Genomic DNA, 22467 nt, shown 5'->3' on the forward strand with positions numbered 1-22467 from the left:
GTGTTCCGCACCTCTTGGGAGAGTGTCTTTCGCTCGGTGGAGATGGCTGTGCAGTGGGGACGTGAGCACCGGGACCTTAGCGGTGTACGCGCCATTGGGATTGACGAAATCGCCTGGAAGAAGGGGCACAAGTATCTGACCTTGGTCTACCAAATCCCCAAAATACGATGCGTTGTTCCAAAATATCGTGCGCGACAGTCCGAGCAGATATTTAGAACTGATCTCCATGACGATTCGGCCAGATCCCAAGGAAAACTATTATCACTGGGACAAACTTCGCCATTTGATACCACCAGATGGGCTTACCTGCGAGGAATGGTGGTTTGCTGTCAAGACTGCTCGTATGGTGCAGTTCAAACCGATTCCACATGCGGATGCGCATGGAAAACCCTTTCGGTATACACAACCAGATGTTGTGATGCGCTTGCTACACGAGATAACCCGTGATGCAAGTGGTGTTATACAGAGTAGCACGGCGATTACAAATCTACAGACTAAGGACGCGTATCTACTTAATTCCCTAATTGAAGAAGCAATTACTTCAAGCCAGCTTGAGGGGGCATCCACAACGCGAAAAGTTGCAAAGGAAATGATCCGCCAAGGCAGAAAACCTAGAGACAACTCTGAAAGAATGATCATCAATAACTATCACGCAATGCAATTTATCAGCGATATGAAGGAGGAGAAGCTTACCCCTAAAGTAATTTTTGAATTACACCGCTTGCTGACAACAGGCACGATGGCAAATCCTTCCATGGCAGGTAGACTGAGGAAAACCGATGACATCTATGTTGGAGATGAGCGCGATACGACAATTTTGCATGTGCCGCCCATGGCAGCAGAACTAGAACAACGACTAGAAAACCTTTGTGAATTTGCCAACGACAATCAGATAACTGATTTTATACATCCTATTATAAAGGCCATTCTTCTGCACTTCATGCTTGCCTATGACCATCCATTTGAAGATGGCAACGGCCGCACCGCTCGGGCGCTGTTTTATTGGGGCATGCTTAACCAGGATTACTGGCTTATTGAATTTATCTCAATATCGCGAATAATCAAATTGGCTCCAGCTCAATATACACGCGCATACTTATACACGGAGACAGACGACAACGATGTCACTTACTTTGTCGCACATCAATTAAACGTAATCATTCGGGCGATTAATGATCTATATGAATACCTGGACAGAAAGTCTAAGGAACTGCGCTCAGCAGAATCTTTCTTAAAACAGTCCCCAAAATTACGCGCCGTATTGAATCATCGTCAAATCGCGTTGTTAAACAGGGCCCTAAAAAATCCTCAATCCGTATTTTCCATACAAGGTCATCGCAGCTCACACAACGTTGTTTATCAAACGGCTAGAATGGATTTATTAGACTTGGCCAACCTTGATCTTTTGGTTAAGGAAAAAATTGGAAAGGGATTTCTTTTTACCGTACCAGTTAATCTCAAGAACAAACTGGAAAAATTTGGAAATTGAATTAGGAGCCGTGAAGGAATAAGTGTGACAATTGGGCGCGTCTGGCGGGATGCAATGCAAGGCGAGAGGAGGAGTCATAGCAAGGCTATGGCGACGACGAGTAACGCCGCAGTGCGCCCGCCAGATGCGATCCAAGTGTTGCAGTTATTTATGAGCGACTCCTTATTAGAGCAATCTCCTTGACGTCCATTGCTCTGCGGTGGTGATCGAACACAACCCCGACGTCATGGCCAGGCCTCGTAGCGGGGGGTATAATTAGCGCATTGCACATTAAAAACAACGCGTTACCATGACTTATTCATACAAACAACATTTCCCCCCTGATCTGCCTCATTTGGCAATTTAAATTCTAAGAGATGCCCTATAGTGAACACCGAAATGCGCGCTGATTTCGGGCATGGAGTAGGCGTCTGGCAGATATGCCTGCCACATTTCTGTCCTGCTGGTATCGCTTGACGAAAGTATCATCTCCCAACAACACTTTTGATGAAGCGTCAGCAAGATACGCATGCATCACATAGACGCTTTCTGACTAGCCGGTATCAATTAGTGGCTTAAGTTCAAGGCAACGGCCGTTTCAAATCACACGCTATAAAAACAGACTTAATCTGGAGTTTATGAATGGAATACCTTAACCAAGCCTGGATCATGTTAGAACTGGGCGGAATCATTATTCTGCCGCTATCTTTGCTGGGTGTCATTGCGCTAGCGATAATGCTCGAAAAAGCATTTGTTTACTGGCGCTTCGCTCGTCTCTCAAACGATTTATTGAATCTCATCGAAACCTATGGTTTCAAGTGGGAAGACCTGGAAAAAATCCTGTCAGGACTGGATAAACGCCACTATTACAAACGCTTCTTTGAAGTGGTGATTTCCAATCGGCACCAACCATCCTGGTGGACCGAATCACGCGCAGCGGATGAAGCCCAGCTCATTGAAAGTTCACTCGCCCGCCGACTCTGGGCACTGGAAACAATCGTGACAGCCGCGCCGCTACTAGGGCTAGTGGGAACCGTTGTCGGCATGATGCGCGCCTTTCAAGTTATCGGCAGTGAAGGCATTGTCAACCCGACCGCAGTGACAGGCGGTGTTGCCGAGGCATTGATTGCAACCGTTATTGGTCTGATTATTGCTTTGGTTGCGTTGTTTGGATTCAATTACTTCTCACGTCTGCAATCACTAACGATGGATGAAATGGAACGTCTCGGCACGCGCCTGATCGATCATATTCGGCTGGATCAGAAGGAAGACACCCATGAAACTGCGTAAACCCAGGACACCCCGAAAAGGTTATATTCAGATTATTCCCATGATTGATGTCATGTTTTTTCTGCTCGCAACATTTATGCTGGCTTCGTTATCCATGCAGAAGCTGGATTCTCTGCAAGTCAGCTTACCCGAAGGCCAAGCCGAGAAACTTAGTGCCGAAAAACCGGTGACTCTAACACTGACCAAGGATAGTGAAATTTTTATCAACAAAGAATCCGTTACCCTCGACACTCTGGCTACCACACTCAAACCGCTGCTTCAAGATGCCAAGCAAAAATTGATCATATCGGCGGATAACGAAGCGCCACAAGGTATTGTGGTTCAGGCGATGCTCCGGGCGCGGGGTGCGGGCGTGCAGCATTTTCTGATCGCGGTTCGGCATAAATAATTACCATACCCCTTAATAGCTTGGAAGAGTTCGTAGCGATGAATAGCTCCAGATCAAAGGAAATTCAGCTCTGGTGGCCGCTGCCGCTGGCTGCGCTACTTTGGCTGATCATGATCTGGGTGTTCGGTTTTTTCCTGACGGAGCCCGAAATTGCAGTCAATATTGCTATCCCTGATGCAATAGAAGCGGAATTTCTGGAGCTTCCGGAACTCGTACAGCCACAGAAACCTGTCCCACCACCACGCAAAGGCATCGAGACGCACCCCCAGAATGAAGCGCAGCAAGCAAAAACAGCACCGGACCGGCTCAAGCCGCCGCTGCCGCTTCCGCGCCCCCCCACCCCACCCAAGCCGTCGCTACCTGACAGACAAAATGCGATTGAAACCACAAAAGTTACGCCACCTAAGGAAGTAATCAGAAGCGAGGTTCCACAAAAAGAGAAAGTCGCCCCACCGGCGGCCGATCTATCGGAGTATATCAATCAGAGAAGAGCGCAACGTAGTCGTTTGACCGGTATTCCTGATGGGTTTGAGAACAACAAAAATATCAACCCGAAACCACAGCCGTCGGAGGAAGAGATCAGAATGGCGAAAGTCAAACGCAACCTGCAAATGCCCGGCACCAGCGGCGTTTTTCAGATTCTCAAAATTGGCCCACGCTATGCACAGTTTTCATTTCGCGCCTGGACAACCGGCGGCGGCAATCCACGGCGAGAACTAATTGAAGTAGAAGCCGGGCCGGACGGCGACATTCAGCGAGCAATCATCCGTAGAATGATCCAACTCATTCGTCAGTATCATCAGGATGACTTTAACTGGGAGTCAGATCGCCTTAATCGCGTCGTTGTCCTGTCCGCACGCCCAGGAGATAACGAGGGGCTTGAATATTTTTTAATGCGCGAGTTCTTTGGAGAACCTATCCCACCTTATTTGCGCTAAGGGCTCGTTAATGCAAACGCAGGATTAAACCAAACTCTCTGATCACCACCAACCAATCGCTTTGCATAACAGAAACCGGTGCACGAGTGCACCCTACGCTTGTGGCAGCAAAAATTTTTGTTCGAATCACCGCACAGCTACGCTCACCGTCGTATAATGGACACCGTTCTCCGTCGTGGTGCAGGCGCACCGGATAGGTGAGCCCGCGCCATTGCCTCTACTGCCCACACCGTTCAATTGGCGGACACCTTGGATCAGATTTCCGTCGCCCGTTTCCACAAGCAGGTGATAAGTGGTTGAGCATCTGACAACAAACATGGACGTTCCAGCTGAAGTGGACGCAAACATCGCCGATAAACGCTATGTGTTATACCTGATCAACAGACGTATTTATTTAACATTTTATTGATCTTAATCAATAAATCTCACCTTTCTTTGGTTCACGATTTAGCTCCGACTGTCACATAATGTGGAGGTAATGATGAACATGCTAGAGAAAGAAGATGCTGAAACATTTAAAGATTTGGGTTGGAATTTTGCATTCATAGTCGCCGTAGCGGTGGCTTTGATTGTCATGTCTGTATACTTTTCGTAAGCGGCTGGTCGACAAAAAAAGCTGGGGGTTGCTATGCTTGAATTTAAGCGCTCCAGCGAACAAGCCACCGGCTGAAAGCCGGTGGCTGTATGTAATAAGTTACCGTTTAAAGCCTCATCAAAGCTAAAGGAGGCACCCGGGCGCCTCGCCAATCTTCGCCGCCAAACCGCGTCCAAAATATTTCCACAGAATGAATCGCTCAGCTTCGGCTGCCCAGATCCCTCTGATGCGGGTAGTGGCTGGTAAATTCCGAAGTCTTCAGTCAGGTTTTACGGCCATTCTGCCACTGCCAAGGAAGAATACTGCAAGTCCCGTAAGCAGGAAGAAAGCCTGCAGCTCAAGCCCATATCCACCATGATCGGTTAATGTAAATAAGTGGCTGCGGTGTACCAGCACTATTGCAAAAATCATATTGCCAAAAACAAGCAAACCGCCCAGCCGGGAATATATTCCGAGGATGATCATCAGCGGTGCAATGACTTCCCCAAGATAAACCCCGTAAGCCAAAGCCTGCGGCAAATTCATGCCAGTCAGCTGTTTGCTGATAAAATCGAGAGAAGCTGGGTTGAGTATCTTATTGACACCATGAAACAACATCAGTACGCCTACGCTGAGGCGCAGGGTCAATTTACCCAAGCTATCGCTTTGGAACGGAAGACTCATAATATTATCTCCTTAAACTAATGTGCCCGAATATATCAATGCCAATCGTTACAATCCTCGGTGATACGACCCGCCTGAATTTAAGGGGACCCAGCATGCGATTTCGCCACCTGAAGCCTACCTGTCCCTATACATACAAATTCCCGGAGATTATACGCATTTACCCGCGCCGGGACACATGCGCATCATTCACGCAGCGGACAAATGCGATACCAGACTTTTTCCCGGCCACTGCAATTTAATATCAGCCGAATGGTGCGCAAGCGCACCCTTGATTCCAGGCTCCAAACAGCTTCTCAGGATCGTCCTTAGGAGCCGTGAAGGAATAAGTGTGACAATTGGGCGCGCCTGGTGGGATGCAATGCAAGGCGAGAGGAGGAGTCATAGCAAGGCTATCGCGACGACGAGTAACGCCGCAGTGCGCCCGCCAGATGCGATCCAACTGTTACAGTTATTTATGAGCGACTCCTTAGCATCGCTATGATGCCCAATGAATAAGAATGGTTAGCGAAAAAGGCTGCGCCATCGGTATAATTCGCGGCATGAAAACAGATACATTCGATTTTTATTTGCCAGACGACTTGATTGCGCAATTTCCGCTCGCCAACCGCACGGATAGCCGCATGCTGTATGTCGGCGGCACGGCCCAGCATATCAAGGATGCCACTTTCAGGGATCTGCCCGATTACATGCGCCGGGGTGATCTGCTGGTGCTCAACAATACCCGTGTGATCAAGGCCCGCTTGTCCGGCTTCAAACCCACTGGCGGCAAGGTGGAAATCATGGTCGAGCGCCTGCTGGACGTGCACCGCGCGCAGGCTCTGATTCGCGCCAGCCACGCGCCGGCGGTCGGTTCAACGCTATCGTTGAGCGACGGCATCACCGCCGTGGTGGAAGCCCGCCAGCAGGATATCTATACACTGCGCTTCCTGCATCCGCTGCCATTACTGGAGCTGCTCGACCGGTACGGACGCGTCCCACTGCCGCCCTATATTGAACGGACCGTCACCAATTCCGATGAAAGCCGCTATCAAACTATTTTTGCACAGGAAAGCGGCGCGGTCGCCGCACCCACAGCGGGGCTGCATTTTGACCAGGCGATGCTGGATACCTTGCGCGCGATGGGCGTAGCGATTGCCTATATCACGCTGCATGTCGGTGCGGGGACTTTCCAGCCAGTACGAGCTGAAAACATCGAAGATCACGTCATGCATGCCGAGCGATACAGCATTCCACCCGACACGATCGAGGCCATTCGGGCCTGCAAGGCCGGTGGCGGGCGCGTGCTCGCGGTGGGCACCACTTGCTTGCGCGCACTCGAGGCTTGCGCACGCGCCCATGAAGGGCAACTGATTGCCGGTCAGGGCGAAACCAACCTTTTCATTACCCCCGGTTATCGTTTCCAGGTGGTCGACCGACTACTGACCAACTTCCATTTACCTCGCTCCACTCTGCTGATGCTGGTCTCCGCTTTCGCGGGCATGGACGCCATCCAGCGTGCCTATCAGCATGCAGTTGCCGCCCGCTATCGTTTTTTCAGTTATGGCGATGCCATGCTTCTCGAAATCCAATCATGAATTTTCAGTTACATTGCAGCGACCGGCAGGCCCGCCGGGGCACCCTGACGCTGGCGCATGGGGTGGTGGAAACACCCGCATTCATGCCCGTTGGCACCTATGGCGCGGTCAAAGGCCTGTCGCCAGAGGATTTGCAGACACTGGGCGCCGATATTATTCTGAGCAACACGTTTCATCTGTGGCTACGGCCAGGGCTGGAAGTCATCGAGGCGCATGGCGGATTACACCGTTTCATGGGCTGGGATGGCCCCATTCTGACCGACTCGGGTGGTTTTCAGGTATTCAGCCTGGGCGCGCTGCGCAAAATCAGCGAACAAGGTGTGCATTTCCGCTCGCCTGTCAATGGTGACGCCTGTTTTCTGACGCCCGAGGAATCCATGCGGATTCAGCGTGTGCTGAATTCGGATGTCGTCATGATCTTCGATGAATGCACGCCCTACCCGGTGGATATCCAGACCGCCGAGCAATCCATGCAGCTCAGCCTGCGCTGGGCCGAGCGTTCCAGGGCCGCTCATGCAGGTAATCACAATGCCTTGTTCGGCATCGTGCAAGGCGGCATGTATGAGTCACTGCGTGACCGCTCAGTCGCGGCACTGTGTGATATCGGCTTTGATGGCTACGCCATCGGCGGGCTTTCGGTTGGCGAACCCAAGCAGGATATGCAACGCATTCTCACCCATACCGCCCCTCAGCTACCGGTCGACCAGCCGCGCTACCTGATGGGGGTGGGTACCCCAGCAGACATCGTATACGCCGTCTCCCAGGGAATCGATTTATTCGATTGCGTCCTGCCGACCCGCAATGCGCGCAATGGCTGGCTCTACACCAGGCACGGCATACTCAAGCTGCGCAACAGCCGCTACCGGCTGGACACCGCGCCGCCGGACGCACAATGCGCGTGCTACACCTGCCGCCATTTCAGCCGCGCCTATCTGCATCACCTGCAGCGGACCAATGAAATGCTGGGTGCGCGCCTCAATTCCCTGCACAACCTGCATTACTATCAACAGCTGATGGCAGACATTCGCCAGGCCATTGAAACCGGCCGCTTCGAGCAACTGGTACAGGAATTTTCGGTCTAAAACTTCATGTTAGAATATACGACACTTCGCTTTTATCTTTGTTATTTTCAACCCCGAGGAGGGAATTGCCATGTTTATAAATGAAGCCTTCGCCCAAGCCGCCGGTGGTGCGGCTCAGCCCGAACCGACTCTGATGAGTTTTCTGCCGCTGATCGGTATTCTCGTCATTTTCTACTTTTTGTTGATTCGCCCGCAAACCAAACGTGCAAAAGAACAAAAACAAATGCGCGATGCATTGCAAAAAGGCGATGAAATCATCATTGCCGGCGGTGAGTTGGGACGGGTCACGAGCGTGGGAGAAAATTATATCACCATGGAAATTGCCCCCGATCTTGAAATCACTGTCCTCAAGACAGCCGTTCAAACCCTGCTGCCCAAAGGCACGCTGAGAACCATCGACACCGGCAAAAGCAATCGCGCGCTCAAAGCCACCAAGCAGCAGAAAACGCAAGAGTCTCAAAAAGATCAGCCTGAAGAAAACAGGCCTGAAGCGGATACGACCGACTCTGCCAGCGAAACCACCAAACAAGACAGCGAAAAAAACTGATTGTTACCGCTTTGCCATACCTTGACGCCGCCAAAATCCTGCCAGGACTTTAGCGGCTGTTTTTTCTTCCGAACACACTGGTCATCATGAATCGCTACCCCCTTTGGAAATATCTCATCATCGCGGTTTCGCTCCTGTTTGGGTTGCTGTACACCTTGCCCAATTTTTTCGGTGAATCGCCTGCCATTCAGATTTCTCCGCTGCGCGCCAGCGCGCAGGCCGATGCAGTGCTATTGCAACAGATCGAGCAAACGCTGGCCCGGCATCATCTGCCGTTCAGCGGCACGTTGCTGGAAGCCAGCGGCATCAAGATCCGTTTCGCCGATACCGACACCCAGATCAAGGCCCGGGACGTACTGGAGTCCGAGATTGGCAACGATTTCATCGTCGCTCTCAACCTGTTGCCCAATTCTCCCGAGTGGATGAACCGTATCGGTGCGCTGCCCATGTACCTGGGGCTGGATCTGCGCGGTGGCGTGCATTTCATGCTGCAGGTGGATATGGATGGCGCGCTCTTGAAATCGCTCGATCGTTACAGTTCCGATCTGCGCAGTACACTGCGCGAACAGCGAATTCCTTCGGCAGGGATCGACCGGGATGGCGATCAAATCGTGATCAAATTCCGCAATACCCAGACACGGGATAGGGCCATTGCCGAGCTCAGTAAAACTTTTGTCGACCTGGATTTGCGAACCATCGATACGGCCGATGATTTTCACTTGCAAGTCGCCATCAAGCCGGATGTGCATAAGCGTATGCAAACAGCCGCCTTGCAGCAGAACATTACCACCCTGCGCAACCGGGTCAATGAACTCGGAGTCGCGGAGCCGATTATCCAGCAAGCCGGCACCGATCGGGTAATCGTTCAGTTACCGGGCGTGCAGGATACGGCCAAAGCCAAGGATATTCTGGGACGCACCGCGACACTGGAAATTCGCATGGTGGATGACGAAAGCGATATCGAGGCTGCCCTGCGCGGCCAGCCACCGTTCGGCACCGAGCTTTTCACCGAACGTGGCGGCGGCCCCTTGCTGGTCAAAAAACAGGTCTTGCTGACGGGTGACCGCATCACGGACGCCCAGCCGGGATTCGATCAGGACAGCCAGCCCGCCGTCCATGTCACTCTGGACAGCAATGGCGCCCGGATTTTCAAGCAGCTGACACGGCAAAATGTTGGCAAGCGCATGGCCATTCTGCTGGTCGAGAAACATCTGACCGAAGTGGTCACCGCACCGGTCATTCGTGAAGAAATTGGCGGCGGACGTGTCCAGATCAGCGGGCGCATGAGCAGCACCGAGGCGCGCGACGTCGCCTTGCTGTTGCGCGCCGGCGCGCTGGCAGCGCCGATGGAAATCATCGAAGAACGTACCGTCGGGCCCAGCCTGGGTGCCGAGAACATCTCCCGAGGATTCAACTCGACACTGTATGGCTTCCTGGCCGTTGCCCTGTTCATCGCGATCTACTACATGGCTTTTGGCGCGATCTCCGTAACGGCGCTGTCGGTCAACCTGCTGCTGCTGATCGGCCTGCTGTCGATTCTGCAAGCGACTTTGACCCTGCCCGGCATGGCGGCCATCGCGCTGACAGTCGGGATGGCGATCGACGCCAATGTCCTGATCAACGAACGCATACGCGACGAAATCCGTAACGGGATTTCGCCGCAGGCCGCCATCCATGCCGGGTATGAACGCGCGCTGGGCACCATTCTGGATTCAAACATCACCACGCTGATCGCGGGGATCGCCCTGTTTGCATTCGGCTCTGGACCGGTCAAGGGGTTTGCGGTCGTGCTCTGTCTGGGGATTCTGACATCGGTCTTCAGCGCGACCATGGTTTCGCGCGGCATGGTCAACTTGCTTTACGGCAACCGCAAACTGAGTCGGGTACCCATCGGCTCGGTGTGGAAACCCAAACGTAGCAAGCGTTGAGCAACCATTTACCTGAGACTGAATAGACATGGATTTCTTTAGATTTGAACGCGATATTCCTTTTATGCGCTGGGGAAAGTACTCGACCATTCTTTCCCTGACGATTTTTATACTCTCCATTTTCTTCATCGCCACCCGTGGGCTTAATCTGGGCGTGGATTTCACCGGCGGGACCGTCATGGAAATCAGCTACGGGCAACCGACAGATCTGGCCCGGACCCGTGAGGTGCTGGCCGGAATGGGCATGACTGACGCGACCGTGCAGAATTTCGGCACCTCGCGGGATGTGTTGATCCGGCTGCCCACGAAACAGGAATTCACTGGCGGCAATCTGTCCGAAGTCGTCATGGACGCGCTCAGGCAGGATGACGAAACTGTCGAAATGCGGCGCGTCGAGTTCGTTGGCCCGCAAGTTGGGCAGGAATTGCTGGAAAATGGCGCACTGGCATTGCTGTTCGTTTCACTCGGCATCGTTATCTACCTGGCGATTCGTTTCGAATGGAAATTCGGTATCGCCGGCATCGTGGCCAATCTGCATGACGTGGTCGTGATTCTGGGATTCTTCGCCTTCTTCCAGTGGGAATTCTCCCTGACCGTGCTGGCCGCGGTGCTGGCAGTGCTGGGTTACTCGGTCAATGAATCAGTCGTTATTTTTGACCGGATCCGCGAAAACTTCCGCAAACTGCGCAAGGCATCGGTGGCCAAAGTGATCGACAACGCGATCACCATGACCATGTCCCGGACCGTCATCACCCACGGCAGCACGCAAATGGTGGTCATCTCGATGCTGCTGTTCGGGGGCGAGGTGTTGTACTACTTTGCCCTGGCCTTGACGATCGGCATCCTGTTCGGTATTTATTCCTCCATTCTGGTCGCCAGCCCCATTCTGGTTCTGCTGGGTGTCAAACGGGAGGATCTGGTCAAGCCCGAACGCAAACCCCAGGAAGAAGCCTTGCCATGAGCGGCCGGCAGCCGGATGATCAGTCCCGTGGGATGCGCCCCTGCACCCTAAAACTGAGGCTGAATTATTCCGGATTGCCGGCATCTCACTGAAAACAAGTTTAGAGAAATCACCGCTATCGATTGCCTGGCCGCGCTGATGGCTAGGCACGACCCACTTTCATCACGCCACCACTACTCGGAATTCCGGAAGCAACCATGTACGAATTCATACAATGGATAGTTCAGACTATCGGCAGCCTGGGTTATCCGGGCATTTTCATATTAATGTTCCTTGAATCCAGCTTCTTTCCGTTTCCGAGCGAGGTCGTGATAGTGCCGGCAGGTTATTTGGCCTATCAAGGCGAGATGAACCTGTTTGCAGTCGTGGCATGCGGCATCTTCGGCAGCCTGGCGGGTGCACTGTTCAACTATTATCTTGCCGTCCGGCTGGGGCGCCCCTTGCTGATCCGCTATGGGCGCTATTTCATGTTCAGCGAGACTTCGATGCAAAAGATGGAAGGCTTTTTCTCACGCCATGGCCATATTTCCACTTTTACCGGGCGCCTGATTCCCGGTGTGCGCCAATATATTTCACTCCCGGCCGGGCTCGCCCGCATGCACCTGGGGTTGTTCAGCTTCTATACCAGTCTTGGCGCGGGCATCTGGGTGCTCATTCTTGCCCTGCTTGGCTATTACATCGGGGATAACGAAGACCTGGTCAAGGACTATTTACAGGAAATCGTGCTCTACCTGATTCTCCTCTGCCTGGCGGGCATCGGCGTGTATTGGCAATACAATCGACACAAGAGGAAATAAATATATGGCAGGCCTGACTCCACAAACCCCCATTCCCACCGAATTGAAGCTGCACCGCAAATCCGGCATCCTGGACATCACCTTCGATGATGGCCAGACCTTCAATTTTTCGTGTGAATTCCTCAGGGTTCACTCACCTTCGGCGGAAGTGCGCGGCCACAGTCCCGAACAGGAAATTCTGCAGACCGGCAAAAAAAATGTCACCATTACCCATATCGAACCGGTTGGCCGTTACGCCATCCGGCTGGATTTCTCCGACGGTCACAACACTGGCTTGTATTCCTGGGATTTGCTCTATAATTATGGCCTGAACCAGGCAGCCATGTGGCAGCGCTATCTACGGCGCCTGGAGGAATCCGGCGGCAGCCGGGAAACGCCATAGCCTGCCTATCAAATTTAAATCACCCATTCAGGGAATTTCCCAAATGACCAATACGACGCACTTCGGTTTTACAACGGTCTCCGAAACGGAAAAAGCACGCAAAGTCGCTGATGTTTTCGATTCCGTTGCGGCACGCTACAACTTGATGAACGATCTCATGTCCCTCGGATTGCATCGCATCTGGAAAAAATTCGCGATCGAGGCCAGCGGGGCCAGAGAGGGCGACAAGGTGTTGGACATCGCGGGCGGCACCGCCGATCTGACCAATCTGTTCCTGGAAAAGGTGGGACGCAGCGGTGAAGTGTGGCTGACCGACATCAACAATTCCATGCTGTCAATCGGCCGTGATCGTTTGCTCAACGAAGGTAAAAGCACGCCCGTGGCACAATGCGACGCGGAAAAACTGCCCTTTCCCGACAACTATTTTGATCGAGTCAGCGTCGCCTTTGGTCTCAGGAATATGACGCACAAAGACCTGGCACTCAAGGAGATGTTGCGCGTATTGTGTCCCGGCGGTTCAGTCATCGTGCTCGAATTCTCCAAGGTCTGGAAACCGTTGCAGCCGTTCTATGATGTCTATTCCTTCAAGGCCCTGCCGATGATGGGCAAAGTGATCGCCAGTGACGATGCCAGCTACCGCTATCTTGCCGAATCCATCCGCATGCATCCCTCGCAGGAAGAATTGAAACAAATCATGCAGCAGGTCGGATTCGAGCGGGTCGAATATTTCAATCTGACAGCCGGCGTCGTGGCGCTGCATCGCGGCTATAAGTTTTAGCCAGCAGTCCAAGCGGATTTCAGCCAAAATGACCGCGCTTGAAATCTGCAAAGGCTTGCAGGATTTCCTGCTCGCTGTTCATGACAAAAGGCCCACGCCCCACAACCGGTTCATCGATCGGTTCGCCACTCAAGAGCAGCAGGGTTGAATCGGTATTGGCAGCGATGGTCATTTTCTCACCCTCCCCACTCAGCAGCACGGTCTGCACCTCGCGAACTGCCGTGTCGTCATTGACCACAACCGAGCCATGCAGTATCACTAGCCCCACCCACCAACCGCTGGGAAGCGTCAACTCACAGGAGTTATCCGCACGCAATCGCATATCCCAGACATTCAGCGGTGTAAATGTGCGCGCGGGCCCCTTGTGCCCGTCATATTCACCCGCAATCACACGCACAGCTCCGGCCTCCCCGGGCAAGGCGGTGGCAGGAATCTGCCGGCTCAGAATGGCCTGATAGCTCGGCGCGGTCATCTTGTGCCTGGCTGGCAGGTTGACCCAGAGCTGCACCATTTCCAGCCCGCCCCCGGTGCGGGTAAAAGCCGCGGAGTGAAATTCCTCATGCAGTATGCCCGCACCCGCCGTCATCCATTGCACATCACCAGGGCCAATCACTCCTCCCTGACCAGTCGAATCGCGATGCGCCACTTCTCCCTGGTAGACAATGGTGACAGTCTCGAATCCACGATGTGGATGCTGACCCACCCCACGCGCCTGCTCAGCCGGCTCGAAATTGGCCGGACCGGCATAATCAAGCAGCAAAAAGGGGCTGAGATGCTTGCCATGGTTCATATAAGAAAACAGCGAACGCACCGGAAAACCATCCCCCACCCAATGAGGATGAGGGGCATCGTAGACACCGTAAACACTTTTCATGACGATCTCCTGACAAAAGTGACCAGTATAAATGGGTCCAGCCCGGTTACGACAGCATGATTGGAAATGCAACACCGCAGGCAGATGGACTCTGTGCAGTTTCACTATGGGTCAAGTGTTTGACTGCAATTCAAACCACGAATGAACACGAATACACACGAATACTGAAAATCGCTTCATCTGGTTTTCACCCGTAATCAGACCAGCCATCATGCATTCATCCTGCCGCATGACAATTCAACTAAAGCGGGCACCACCGCTTAATAATTCGTGTGTATTCGTGTTCATTCGTGGTTTTCCCGGCAAGGTAGCCATACGACCCGCCCTGCACCTTTCACGCCCACAATACTTCTCATGACAAATGCAATTAACGTGCACTTGAAACCTGCTGGAAACATCTAGGAGGCTGTCCGAGAATAGATTGATCTACTTCGGACGAACCTGCCAGACTGGATTTTTCGATCCTTTTCGTTGAATAGAACCACTATTCACCTCAAATGATCGAAAAATCCCGCTCAGTCAGCTTCGCCCTCGCTACGATCGCTATTCTCGGACAGCCTCCTAGCCGATGTGCGATTTGTCACAGAAGCAATACAGCAAGAATCCATAAAATAGGTTTAATTAACTTGCAATATAAGCCGATTATCTTAATCACTCTCAAAGTAAGCAAAACTTTGCAGTCGTTTTACTTGGGGAGATTTTGGATTATTGCCGGTTAATGAGCATTCAGTAGCTTATTTTTTAAGAATTCAACACAATCAGGAGGGGTTTAATGGATTTCAAGGCCAAGTTTCTCAAGGCTTCCATGTTGGCGGGTTTATGCCTGGTTTCGGTACAGGCGGCCTCACTTCAGGCGCAGAACTTCGGGCAGGGCTCACCGGCCATGCTCAACAATCAGAATGTCTACAACCAATACCTGCAGCCAGTTGTAACTGCAATCGATTATCATACCCGGATGGTATATCTGTTCAACTACGAGGAGGACAAGGTCATCACACTGGATCCTCGCAATTTGCAGGGTTGGCCCGGCGACATTCCGCTGCAGCATACGCTGATACTGCCCGGTGCAGATAAACTCTACATCACCAGCGACAATACCGATGATCATCCGGCCTATATCATCGCGCTGAATGTCTATGGCATCGATTGGGACAATAACACAGTCAGCCTTTCCGTCGAATCGGTCCTCCAGACAGAGGCGCCCGGTACTCCAGCAGAATTGCCCTATGTCGAGCAGACCAACCCCAAGCAACCTATCCCAACTTGGGTAACTGCCAGAGCAACCCAGATTCATGGCCCCACTTTGCTGCCTTATACGGATTACGCTTATTTCACCAAATGGACCTCGGATGAAGTCCGTGTAATCGACCTGAAAACCAGCGATTTCGCGGAGGCCGATCCGATCATTATCCCCGGTTACACCGAGCAGACACATGGCATCAATTTCAACCAGTCAGGCACCATCGGTCTGGGCACCGGCTATTTCTTCGATAACAACGTCATCGATGTCTACACCGTCAACCGCCAGACTGGCGCGCTCAACCCAGTCAAGCAAATCATGCTGGGCGACGAAAAGCGGTATGCTGCCTTTACCCACTTTGTCTATTGGCTGGATGAACGGTATGCGCTGACCGCATCGATGCAACTCGACAAAACCTCGCTGACCCCCCCTTCCACCAACAACATCATTCCACCCAGTGTTTGGTTGATCGATGCTGTGGATGGGACAGCCACTCAGATCCTCAACCGCACCAATACTGTCAATGGACCGGGTGTTTTCCGTTCAGCTTCAGATCTGGCTGTGGTCGGCGGAAAACTCTACATCGCCGAGGAGGATAGCCTCGACAACACCTTCGCCAGGGATGGCTATATTTCGATTTTCGATCTGAGCGATCGCACCAAACCCAAATTCATCAAACGGCTCCGGCCCGGGTACGAGCTGCCGGAAGGATTTGCGGTCGCCCACACGCTTAGTCCGACACCGGACAACCGCTATCTGCTGCTGGCGAGCTGGGTATCCGGTTATGTGATCAAGATCGATACATTGACCGATACCGTCGCCAAGGTATTCGGTCCCAGCGATGGTCTGGTTATGCCACATGGCATCTATGCTGCCGGTGGCAATCGCTAATCTGCAAGCAAGTTAGATCTGGTTAATTACCCTGGCCCACTGTCGTCTCTCTCCTTTCGTCGCCGGCTCTGGCGGCAAACAGTGGGCCAGTTTTTTAATCAACCAAACGACTACCGAAATCCAAGAGAATCAACCATGCACTTCAGAATATTGTCCATTTTCACTTCGTTGAGTCTGATAGTCGCACTCGCCACCCTGACACCGATCGCGACCCATGCGGCTGCCATCGTTTTGCATCAGCCGGTTCCCCTGCAACAGGAATCGATCACTGCCCTGCGGCATAGCTTGCAGCCACAGGATCAAGATCACTGGAAACTGGTGTTCTTCGGCTTTGCGCACTGCAAGGAAATCTGCCCGGTTTCAATGGCCAAGCTCTCCATGCTGATCAAAGCGGCTGCCAAGGCGCAGGTCAAGGTGAACGGGATTTTTGTGACCGTGGATCCGGATAGAGATACCGACACCATATTATCCGGCTATACAAAAAGCTTCGGGACCAATCTTTCCCATTTACGGCTGGAAGGCGAGCAACTGGAACGATTCAAGACATCGTTCGGCGTGGAGGCTCTTTTTTATACCAAAAATGCCGGCAATACGCAGCATTACCAGGTTGATCACAGCACAACGGCATTCTTGATCGATCCCCATGGCAATATCCGAGTCCTGTTCGATGCACTGGATGACACCACAACGCTGGCCAAAATGTTCAGCGAAGACGAGGACTTGTTCAAGCTATGAAATATCTCAGCTGCTTGTTTGTCACGCTGGGGATGCTTTCCGTCATACCGCAGGGTAACGCGATGAGCCTTTATGATGATCCGCGGATGATCTACAGCTACAAGGATAAGGCACTTGCACCGGAAATCGACATCCTGCAGGTCTCAACCCTAATCAGCCCGAATGACGAGTTGGTCATTCAGGTAAAAACCCGCGGTGAACGCGCAACAGGTGAAATTGGTGACTATTATCTCGTCAAAATTCATCAAATCAGCACCCATGCTTTTGTCATACCCGTGAGCCGGACAGAGGCATCAGGCATTCAGCTGTATGCAGGTCTGGAGCAGTCTGACGACCTGGAGCCATATCGGCTCCTGAAACGGTTCATCGAAGCCGACACGAACCATCCATTCAGAATGGCGTATATCGACAATGGATTCGAGGTGTATATTCCGCTCAGCTGGATCAATTTTGCCGCCACGTTCAGTTATGATGTGTACACGGTCCGGGCAGGCAGAGAAGGGCAACATCTCACGCTGGAAAACGTGTATGACCAGGCAAGGAAAGGACGGGAAGAACCGAAAATTCCGGCGCTGACTTTAGTCAACAGGCTGTGCTCACCCAAAAGATAGCCATTGCGCTACTCGGTTACGTTCGCCAGCGAGCCGCCAATTACACCTTCCACATCCACCCAAAGATGGGGCAGCCCCAGATTTTGCAACCACTCGCTGGCATGCTCTTCTTTAAGCATGCCAATCGTGGATGCGCTACCGGCGATGACACACAGCTCACCAATCACGCTCACTGCGGCCATTCGCCTGACCGGCCAGCCGGTCTTGGGATTGAGCACATGTCCATAGCGAATGCCATGGAGTGTAATGCATCGCTCATAATCACCGCTGCTGGCCAGACCGCCACTGGATAACTGTATCGTTCGCAACAGGCTGCCCGGCTGACGGGGATGCTGTATCCCAACCCGCCAGGGGCTGCCATCCGCATGCGGACCCACTATCCGGATATCTCCCCCGAGATTGATCATGCCATGCCGGATACCGGCATCCCAGCACAAGCTGACTGAGCGGTCGACCGCATACTCTTTCACTACCCCGCCGAAATCAAGCTCCATGCCGGCAACCGGAAATTCGAGCACAGGTGCATTCCAATTCAGCCTTGACCAGCCAACTCGCGCCAACGTGGCCTCGATCCGTCCCTCTGCGGGCAACCGGCCCGACTTGAAATCCCACACATGGCGCAAAATACCGGAAGTGATGTCGAACAAGCCGTCACTTTCACGATGACAAGTCGCCGCATAATCCAGCAAACCGGCCGTCTCCGGATCCACCTTGATTTGCCCGCCTTGTGCTGCACAGCGATTGATTTCGGACAGCAAGCTGTCCTCACGGTAGCGTGAGTATTTCAGCTCCAATCGCTGGATATCGCGGACAATCGCCTGAATCGCCCGCTCCGCACTGGCCCGGCTGGGTGCATAGAGCTGAATCGAGCAAGGTGTGCCCATCGCCTTGAAGGCATGCTGAAAGAACTTCATTCGGTCAGGCCTTATAGTATATGCTCCATACAATTTTCAGCAGGATAAATGCGATCCGGGGTCATCCATATTCAGGGAAACAGTCTGATGCGCATCGGCTCAGAAATGATAGCTCCAGTTGGCGTTCAAGGTTCCCTTGCGCTCGAGTTGGAAGCCATTGAAATCATCGCTCAGCGGTTGCAACCATTCCACGGCAAACATATTCCCGGCAAACCTGCCGCTCGGCACCGATGCTGTGACACCCAGACCAATGTCCCAAAACCGCCCGCCCTGGTTGCCGGGGTAGTCCATCGGCCCTATCCGGCTATTGAAGGTGTTGAAGTCGCCCCGGATTTTGCCTTGGCTGGTATAAATGCCCCGCACGGAAGCGGAAAGCCAGTCAAGCAAGTGGTACCCGCCCCAAGTGGATGCCTGAAAAATATCCCCCAGGCGGTAACCCGAACTGTTCCGCTTCTCCATGCGCTTGGTGCCGATCAGCTGGCCGCCCCAATACCAGGGACCGGCATCTCCCTCGTAGGTCAGATTGGGAAGAAAATCCCAGGTCCCGCTCCCCAGCTGCATGTCAAAGTGAATCAAGCCGCCATCCTGCCGGGCCATACGCCTGAGCTTGAGTTTGACATCTCCGGAAGGCGCACTCACACCGAGACCCATATGCACGTGATGACCAGGCAAATCCAGCAGCCTGACCAGTGACATCAGAATGGTATCGCTGACCCCGCCGGTAGTATGCGGCGTACCCGGATGCTGATGGTCGCCCGGCGCGGGCGGGGGACGCCCTTCCAACTCGCGCAGCTCCATGTCCATGTCCATGAACTGCGGCATCAACATCACATTGAGCCAGTCGGTCGGCGCATACATGATATCGAGCATGTGCATCCGCATATTCATGCTGTCCGGCGCGTGGGTGCACAGTTTGCTGGGGCTGCAAGCCAGGTTGACGATATCGGCGTCACCCACCTTGCTGGAACCGCGCAGCATGTTTCCCGCCTGCCAGGCATACATGAAGCGATAGCCAAAGTGGAATTCCCCAGCCTTCTCCAGCATATGCCCATACATGACGCCAGCCGGTCCATGGCGGCCATGATGCATGCGGTGATCGTGCCCGCCGTCATGGTGATCATGGTGTGCATGCGGGTGCTGGCTCCGGCGCAAATTGATGGCGTCCATGTCAATCTTGAGCGCAGCATTGGCCACGTAATAATCAAAATCAGCGAAGCTGCTGTTCCCGCCGCCGCCCAACTTCAAGGCGCTGGAACGGGTATAGTATTCGAAGCCCGCCTCCAGTTCGATCCCGCGGGCAAACTTCTTGTTGACGGTCACCCCGCCACTGAGAGCACCAAAACTGGACAGGCGGTGATCACTCGAAAAATGCTTGGGCAGTTTCTTGGGATCATAGGTAATGACTTGGGGTTCGCCGTCATCATCGAATACCAATCGGGTAAAGGCCTGATTCGACACCAAATAAGGTTCAAAGAAATTTGCCGAACTCTGTGAGTAATAGCGAATTCGCGGGGTAATGGTCCAATCGCTGCCAAGTGGCTGCACCCAATCGCCTTCAAAGGTATTGCTGTAAATGCCCCAGTCGTCGAACGAGAATTTGTAGTTGAGATGCAATGCTGCATCGAGCGGACTCACGTACTGCACCAGCTTGCCGCTGAAAGCGAACTGATTGCGCAGCCCCGGCCGCTGCTCGAGCACGGTGCGCAGATTGCCCTGGATCAGGGCATTGGGATCGGGGCTGATCCGCTCGGGATCGACAAAAATCACCGTCACGCCCTTGTAGGGATTCTCCATGAAGCCGCCGCTGCGGGTATAGCCAAAATTGAAATCGACCAGCGTGCTTTTACCGAGTATTTGCGTCAGGCCCAGATTGGAATTCCAGTCATGCCGGTCGCCCGCCAGAATCCGCAAATTGTCCCGGGACTTGATCCGGTCCGCATAAGCGAGATTGGTGATATAACCCAACGCATCATGATCGAGAATGGCTGACTGCCGGCTGCTGGCATACCCCGCTCCCCATTTCAGGCTGGTCAGTTTCTGGTTGAAATCGAAACGGCCGCTGGCATGGCCATAAGCCGATTTGAAGTCACGCTCCTCCGAAAAGCCGCCGCTCAGTCTCAGGGTCGCTTCATCCCACTCGTATTCGAGTCCGAAATCCCCCTGATTGCGCGTCTCGGGCGAAGCAGTCGAAAGCACCAGCACAGTGCGGGGATCGATCAACTGGTTGCCTTCGGCATCAAACCGGATGGGATTCAGATTCCGGTCAAGAGTGACCGCGCCGGTCACATGCGGCGAGGCGCCGGATACGACTTCCCCGGTGGGCAGTGTGCGGGTGAAGGGAATATTGCCGGCAGTGGACGCCAGCGGAACGGAGCTGACCGGGGTTGCGCCCGACCAGGTATCCTGCGTATAGCCAAAGGTCAGCTTCAGGCGATCGGTGACAAACAAAGTGCCGTTGCCATGCAAGGTATCGACCATGATCGGATCCAGATCGCTCCGGACCGAATACAAGTTGCGCTTGCCTTCCTGGTAACGGCTGTACTGAAAATTGACACTGCCGCTGCTGGCGTCAGCGGCTTCCGCCGGGGCAATCAGCAAGCCCGGCAGCACCAATGCCGCAGCCGTCAGCGCCTGCAGGGCCAGCTGGCTGCCCGCAGCCGAGTTTGGAACATGGCAGGATGACGGGCTGGATGAGGGCACGCAATCCCCCTCGCGGGGGTGCGATGGAGAAGCAGAAGACATACTCACGCTACTTCAGCATGTTGTCACGGCACCTATCAATAACAACCGCACCCCCCGCCGCCACCGCCGGCGTTGGTGCTGGCACCCGCCTCACGGCTGCCATAATTGTGCATGCGTGTCCCAGTCTGCAGCGGATTGGGCTCCAATGCCATCTGCGGCTTGGCCAGCACACCGCGCTCCCAGGGCGCAACACTGGCGCAGCCAGACAGCATCACACCAGCACAACAGAGCAGTATCAGCAATCGGTCTTTACGCATAATCGAGGTACCCGGATTACCCGGAGCAAAACAATTTTTGATGTTCATCAACCATTTTCAAGAAGCCGGATCCACTCGCGTACCATGAAACTGCCAATGGATTATTCCGGGCCATGTATCCTGTTGGAAATCGCATGGAGGTATAGATGGCATTTCAAATCAGATCGTCTCTTCCAGCAACGCTTCGATCAACTCACGCATGGCCTCGGTTTCGCCGGGCCGGAATCCGCGGTGGATATGGCGGACGAACCCCCGCTTGTCGATGATATAGGTCGAAGGCATGGCGATCACGTTGAAATCCTCGGCACAGCTTTTATCCGGATCGAACATGATCGTGAATTGGGTCGGAAATTGTTCGAGAAACGCATCCGCCTCGGATTTTTTCTCATCCAGATTGACGCCGACCACTTGCAGGCCGCGTGCCTGGAAATCCTCGGTCAGTTGATTCATGAAAGGAAACGATTTGATGCAGGGCGGACACCAGGATGCCCAGAAATCGATATAGATCACCTGCCCTTTCATGCTCTCCCAGTCTTCAGCGGGCATACCATCCTGGTCAGTCAGCGCACAGAGCGGTGGCGGCGTATCGCCTTCAAAATGCGCGACAGCCGGCATGGCTGATAGGATAAAGGCTATCAACAATAAACAACGGATCAATGGGCTACGCCTTGTTTGTAGTACGGATCGAATTTCCTTGAAACCAGAGTAAACAATAGAAATCTCCATGCATTCTCCTGTTTTCCCAGCAATTACTACACCTGGATAATCTTAGCCTGAATATAGGAAAACCCAGTATGTCATCATTCAAA

The 22467-nt window shown here is 53.2% G+C and carries 21 protein-coding genes; 15 read left to right on the plus strand and 6 right to left on the minus strand.

Annotated elements, in window-relative coordinates; genetic code table 11:
* Positions 1 to 226 precede the first annotated feature (226 nt).
* The 4 genes from BLV85_RS05370 (at position 227) to BLV85_RS05385 (ending at position 4084) form a co-directional block, all read left to right on the plus strand.
* Complete coding sequence (locus BLV85_RS05370) at positions 227 to 1489, plus strand: Fic family protein (RefSeq protein WP_090412987.1); 1263 nt, start codon at positions 227 to 229, stop codon at positions 1487 to 1489.
* A gap of 621 nt (positions 1490 to 2110) precedes the next feature.
* Positions 2111 to 2758 (plus strand): MotA/TolQ/ExbB proton channel family protein, encoded by a 648-nt coding sequence (locus BLV85_RS05375; protein ID WP_090412989.1) that lies wholly within the window; start codon positions 2111 to 2113, stop codon positions 2756 to 2758.
* Complete coding sequence (locus tag BLV85_RS05380) at positions 2745 to 3146, plus strand: ExbD/TolR family protein (RefSeq protein WP_090412992.1); 402 nt, start codon at positions 2745 to 2747, stop codon at positions 3144 to 3146. The genes BLV85_RS05375 and BLV85_RS05380 overlap by 14 nt, the downstream gene beginning before the upstream one ends.
* Before the next feature lie 20 nt (positions 3147 to 3166).
* Positions 3167 to 4084: a hypothetical protein gene (locus tag BLV85_RS05385; RefSeq protein WP_245725099.1), complete on the plus strand. Its 918-nt coding sequence runs from the start codon at positions 3167 to 3169 to the stop codon at positions 4082 to 4084.
* Between the two features lie 853 nt (positions 4085 to 4937).
* Here BLV85_RS05385 and BLV85_RS05390 read toward each other — a convergent pair.
* On the minus strand, positions 4938 to 5342 hold the full coding sequence (locus BLV85_RS05390) for a DoxX family protein (protein WP_090412997.1): 405 nt from the start codon (positions 5340 to 5342) through the stop codon (positions 4938 to 4940).
* Between the two features lie 542 nt (positions 5343 to 5884).
* Here BLV85_RS05390 and queA point away from each other — a divergent pair.
* The 8 genes from queA to ubiE all read left to right on the plus strand — a co-directional run bounded on the left by queA (position 5885) and on the right by ubiE (position 13394).
* A complete protein-coding gene (queA, locus tag BLV85_RS05400) occupies positions 5885 to 6919 on the plus strand; it encodes a tRNA preQ1(34) S-adenosylmethionine ribosyltransferase-isomerase QueA (protein WP_090413116.1) in 1035 nt (344 codons plus the stop codon).
* The gene (gene tgt, locus BLV85_RS05405; RefSeq protein WP_090413002.1) at positions 6916 to 8001 is read left to right on the plus strand and encodes a tRNA guanosine(34) transglycosylase Tgt; all 1086 of its coding nucleotides are present in this window, start codon (positions 6916 to 6918) and stop codon (positions 7999 to 8001) included. Before queA ends, tgt begins: the two co-directional genes overlap by 4 nt.
* Positions 8002 to 8071: 70 nt before the next feature.
* Positions 8072 to 8548, plus strand: coding sequence for a preprotein translocase subunit YajC (gene yajC, locus BLV85_RS05410; RefSeq protein WP_090413005.1), 477 nt, complete (start codon positions 8072 to 8074; stop codon positions 8546 to 8548).
* An 86-nt stretch (positions 8549 to 8634) separates the two neighbouring features.
* Positions 8635 to 10476 (plus strand): protein translocase subunit SecD, encoded by a 1842-nt coding sequence (gene secD / locus BLV85_RS05415; RefSeq protein WP_090413008.1) that lies wholly within the window; start codon positions 8635 to 8637, stop codon positions 10474 to 10476.
* Between the two features lie 28 nt (positions 10477 to 10504).
* Positions 10505 to 11437 (plus strand): protein translocase subunit SecF, encoded by a 933-nt coding sequence (gene secF / locus BLV85_RS05420; protein WP_090413010.1) that lies wholly within the window; start codon positions 10505 to 10507, stop codon positions 11435 to 11437.
* A 197-nt stretch (positions 11438 to 11634) separates the two neighbouring features.
* On the plus strand, positions 11635 to 12234 hold the full coding sequence (locus BLV85_RS05425) for a DedA family protein (protein WP_090413014.1): 600 nt from the start codon (positions 11635 to 11637) through the stop codon (positions 12232 to 12234).
* Positions 12235 to 12238: 4 nt separating this feature from the next.
* Complete coding sequence (locus tag BLV85_RS05430) at positions 12239 to 12616, plus strand: gamma-butyrobetaine hydroxylase family protein (protein WP_090413016.1); 378 nt, start codon at positions 12239 to 12241, stop codon at positions 12614 to 12616.
* A gap of 43 nt (positions 12617 to 12659) precedes the next feature.
* Positions 12660 to 13394, plus strand: a complete 735-nt coding sequence (ubiE, locus tag BLV85_RS05435; protein ID WP_090413019.1) for a bifunctional demethylmenaquinone methyltransferase/2-methoxy-6-polyprenyl-1,4-benzoquinol methylase UbiE — start codon at positions 12660 to 12662, stop codon at positions 13392 to 13394.
* A gap of 19 nt (positions 13395 to 13413) precedes the next feature.
* Here the strand turns inward: ubiE and BLV85_RS05440 are convergent, their stop codons facing one another.
* Positions 13414 to 14268 (minus strand): pirin family protein, encoded by an 855-nt coding sequence (locus BLV85_RS05440; protein ID WP_090413022.1) that lies wholly within the window; start codon positions 14266 to 14268, stop codon positions 13414 to 13416.
* Positions 14269 to 15040: 772 nt separating this feature from the next.
* On the opposite strand from BLV85_RS05440, the gene BLV85_RS05445 reads away from it, so the two are divergent.
* The 3 genes from BLV85_RS05445 (at position 15041) to BLV85_RS05455 (ending at position 17745) form a co-directional block, all read left to right on the plus strand.
* Positions 15041 to 16399, plus strand: coding sequence for a YncE family protein (locus BLV85_RS05445; protein WP_245725100.1), 1359 nt, complete (start codon positions 15041 to 15043; stop codon positions 16397 to 16399).
* Positions 16400 to 16534: 135 nt separating this feature from the next.
* A complete protein-coding gene (locus tag BLV85_RS05450) occupies positions 16535 to 17134 on the plus strand; it encodes an SCO family protein (RefSeq protein WP_090413025.1) in 600 nt (199 codons plus the stop codon).
* A complete protein-coding gene (locus BLV85_RS05455; RefSeq protein ID WP_090413030.1) occupies positions 17131 to 17745 on the plus strand; it encodes a hypothetical protein in 615 nt (204 codons plus the stop codon). Before BLV85_RS05450 ends, BLV85_RS05455 begins: the two co-directional genes overlap by 4 nt.
* Positions 17746 to 17753: 8 nt before the next feature.
* On the opposite strand, the gene BLV85_RS05460 is transcribed toward BLV85_RS05455, so the two are convergent.
* The 4 genes from BLV85_RS05460 to BLV85_RS05475 all read right to left on the minus strand — a co-directional run bounded on the left by BLV85_RS05460 (position 17754) and on the right by BLV85_RS05475 (position 22384).
* The gene (locus tag BLV85_RS05460; protein WP_090413033.1) at positions 17754 to 18659 is read right to left on the minus strand and encodes an FAD:protein FMN transferase; all 906 of its coding nucleotides are present in this window, start codon (positions 18657 to 18659) and stop codon (positions 17754 to 17756) included.
* A gap of 99 nt (positions 18660 to 18758) precedes the next feature.
* Positions 18759 to 21401 (minus strand): DUF3570 domain-containing protein, encoded by a 2643-nt coding sequence (locus BLV85_RS05465; protein WP_090413036.1) that lies wholly within the window; start codon positions 21399 to 21401, stop codon positions 18759 to 18761.
* 35 nt (positions 21402 to 21436) lie between these two features.
* On the minus strand, positions 21437 to 21658 hold the full coding sequence (locus BLV85_RS05470) for a DUF4266 domain-containing protein (protein ID WP_090413123.1): 222 nt from the start codon (positions 21656 to 21658) through the stop codon (positions 21437 to 21439).
* A 159-nt stretch (positions 21659 to 21817) separates the two neighbouring features.
* Positions 21818 to 22384 carry a TlpA family protein disulfide reductase gene (locus tag BLV85_RS05475; RefSeq protein WP_090413039.1) on the minus strand — a complete coding sequence of 189 codons (567 nt, stop codon included), beginning with the start codon at positions 22382 to 22384 and terminating at the stop codon, positions 21818 to 21820.
* Positions 22385 to 22467 lie beyond the last annotated feature (83 nt).

The sequence above is a fragment of the Nitrosomonas halophila genome, assembly GCF_900107165.1.
In the GTDB taxonomy this organism is placed as follows: Bacteria; Pseudomonadota; Gammaproteobacteria; order Burkholderiales; family Nitrosomonadaceae; genus Nitrosomonas; species Nitrosomonas halophila.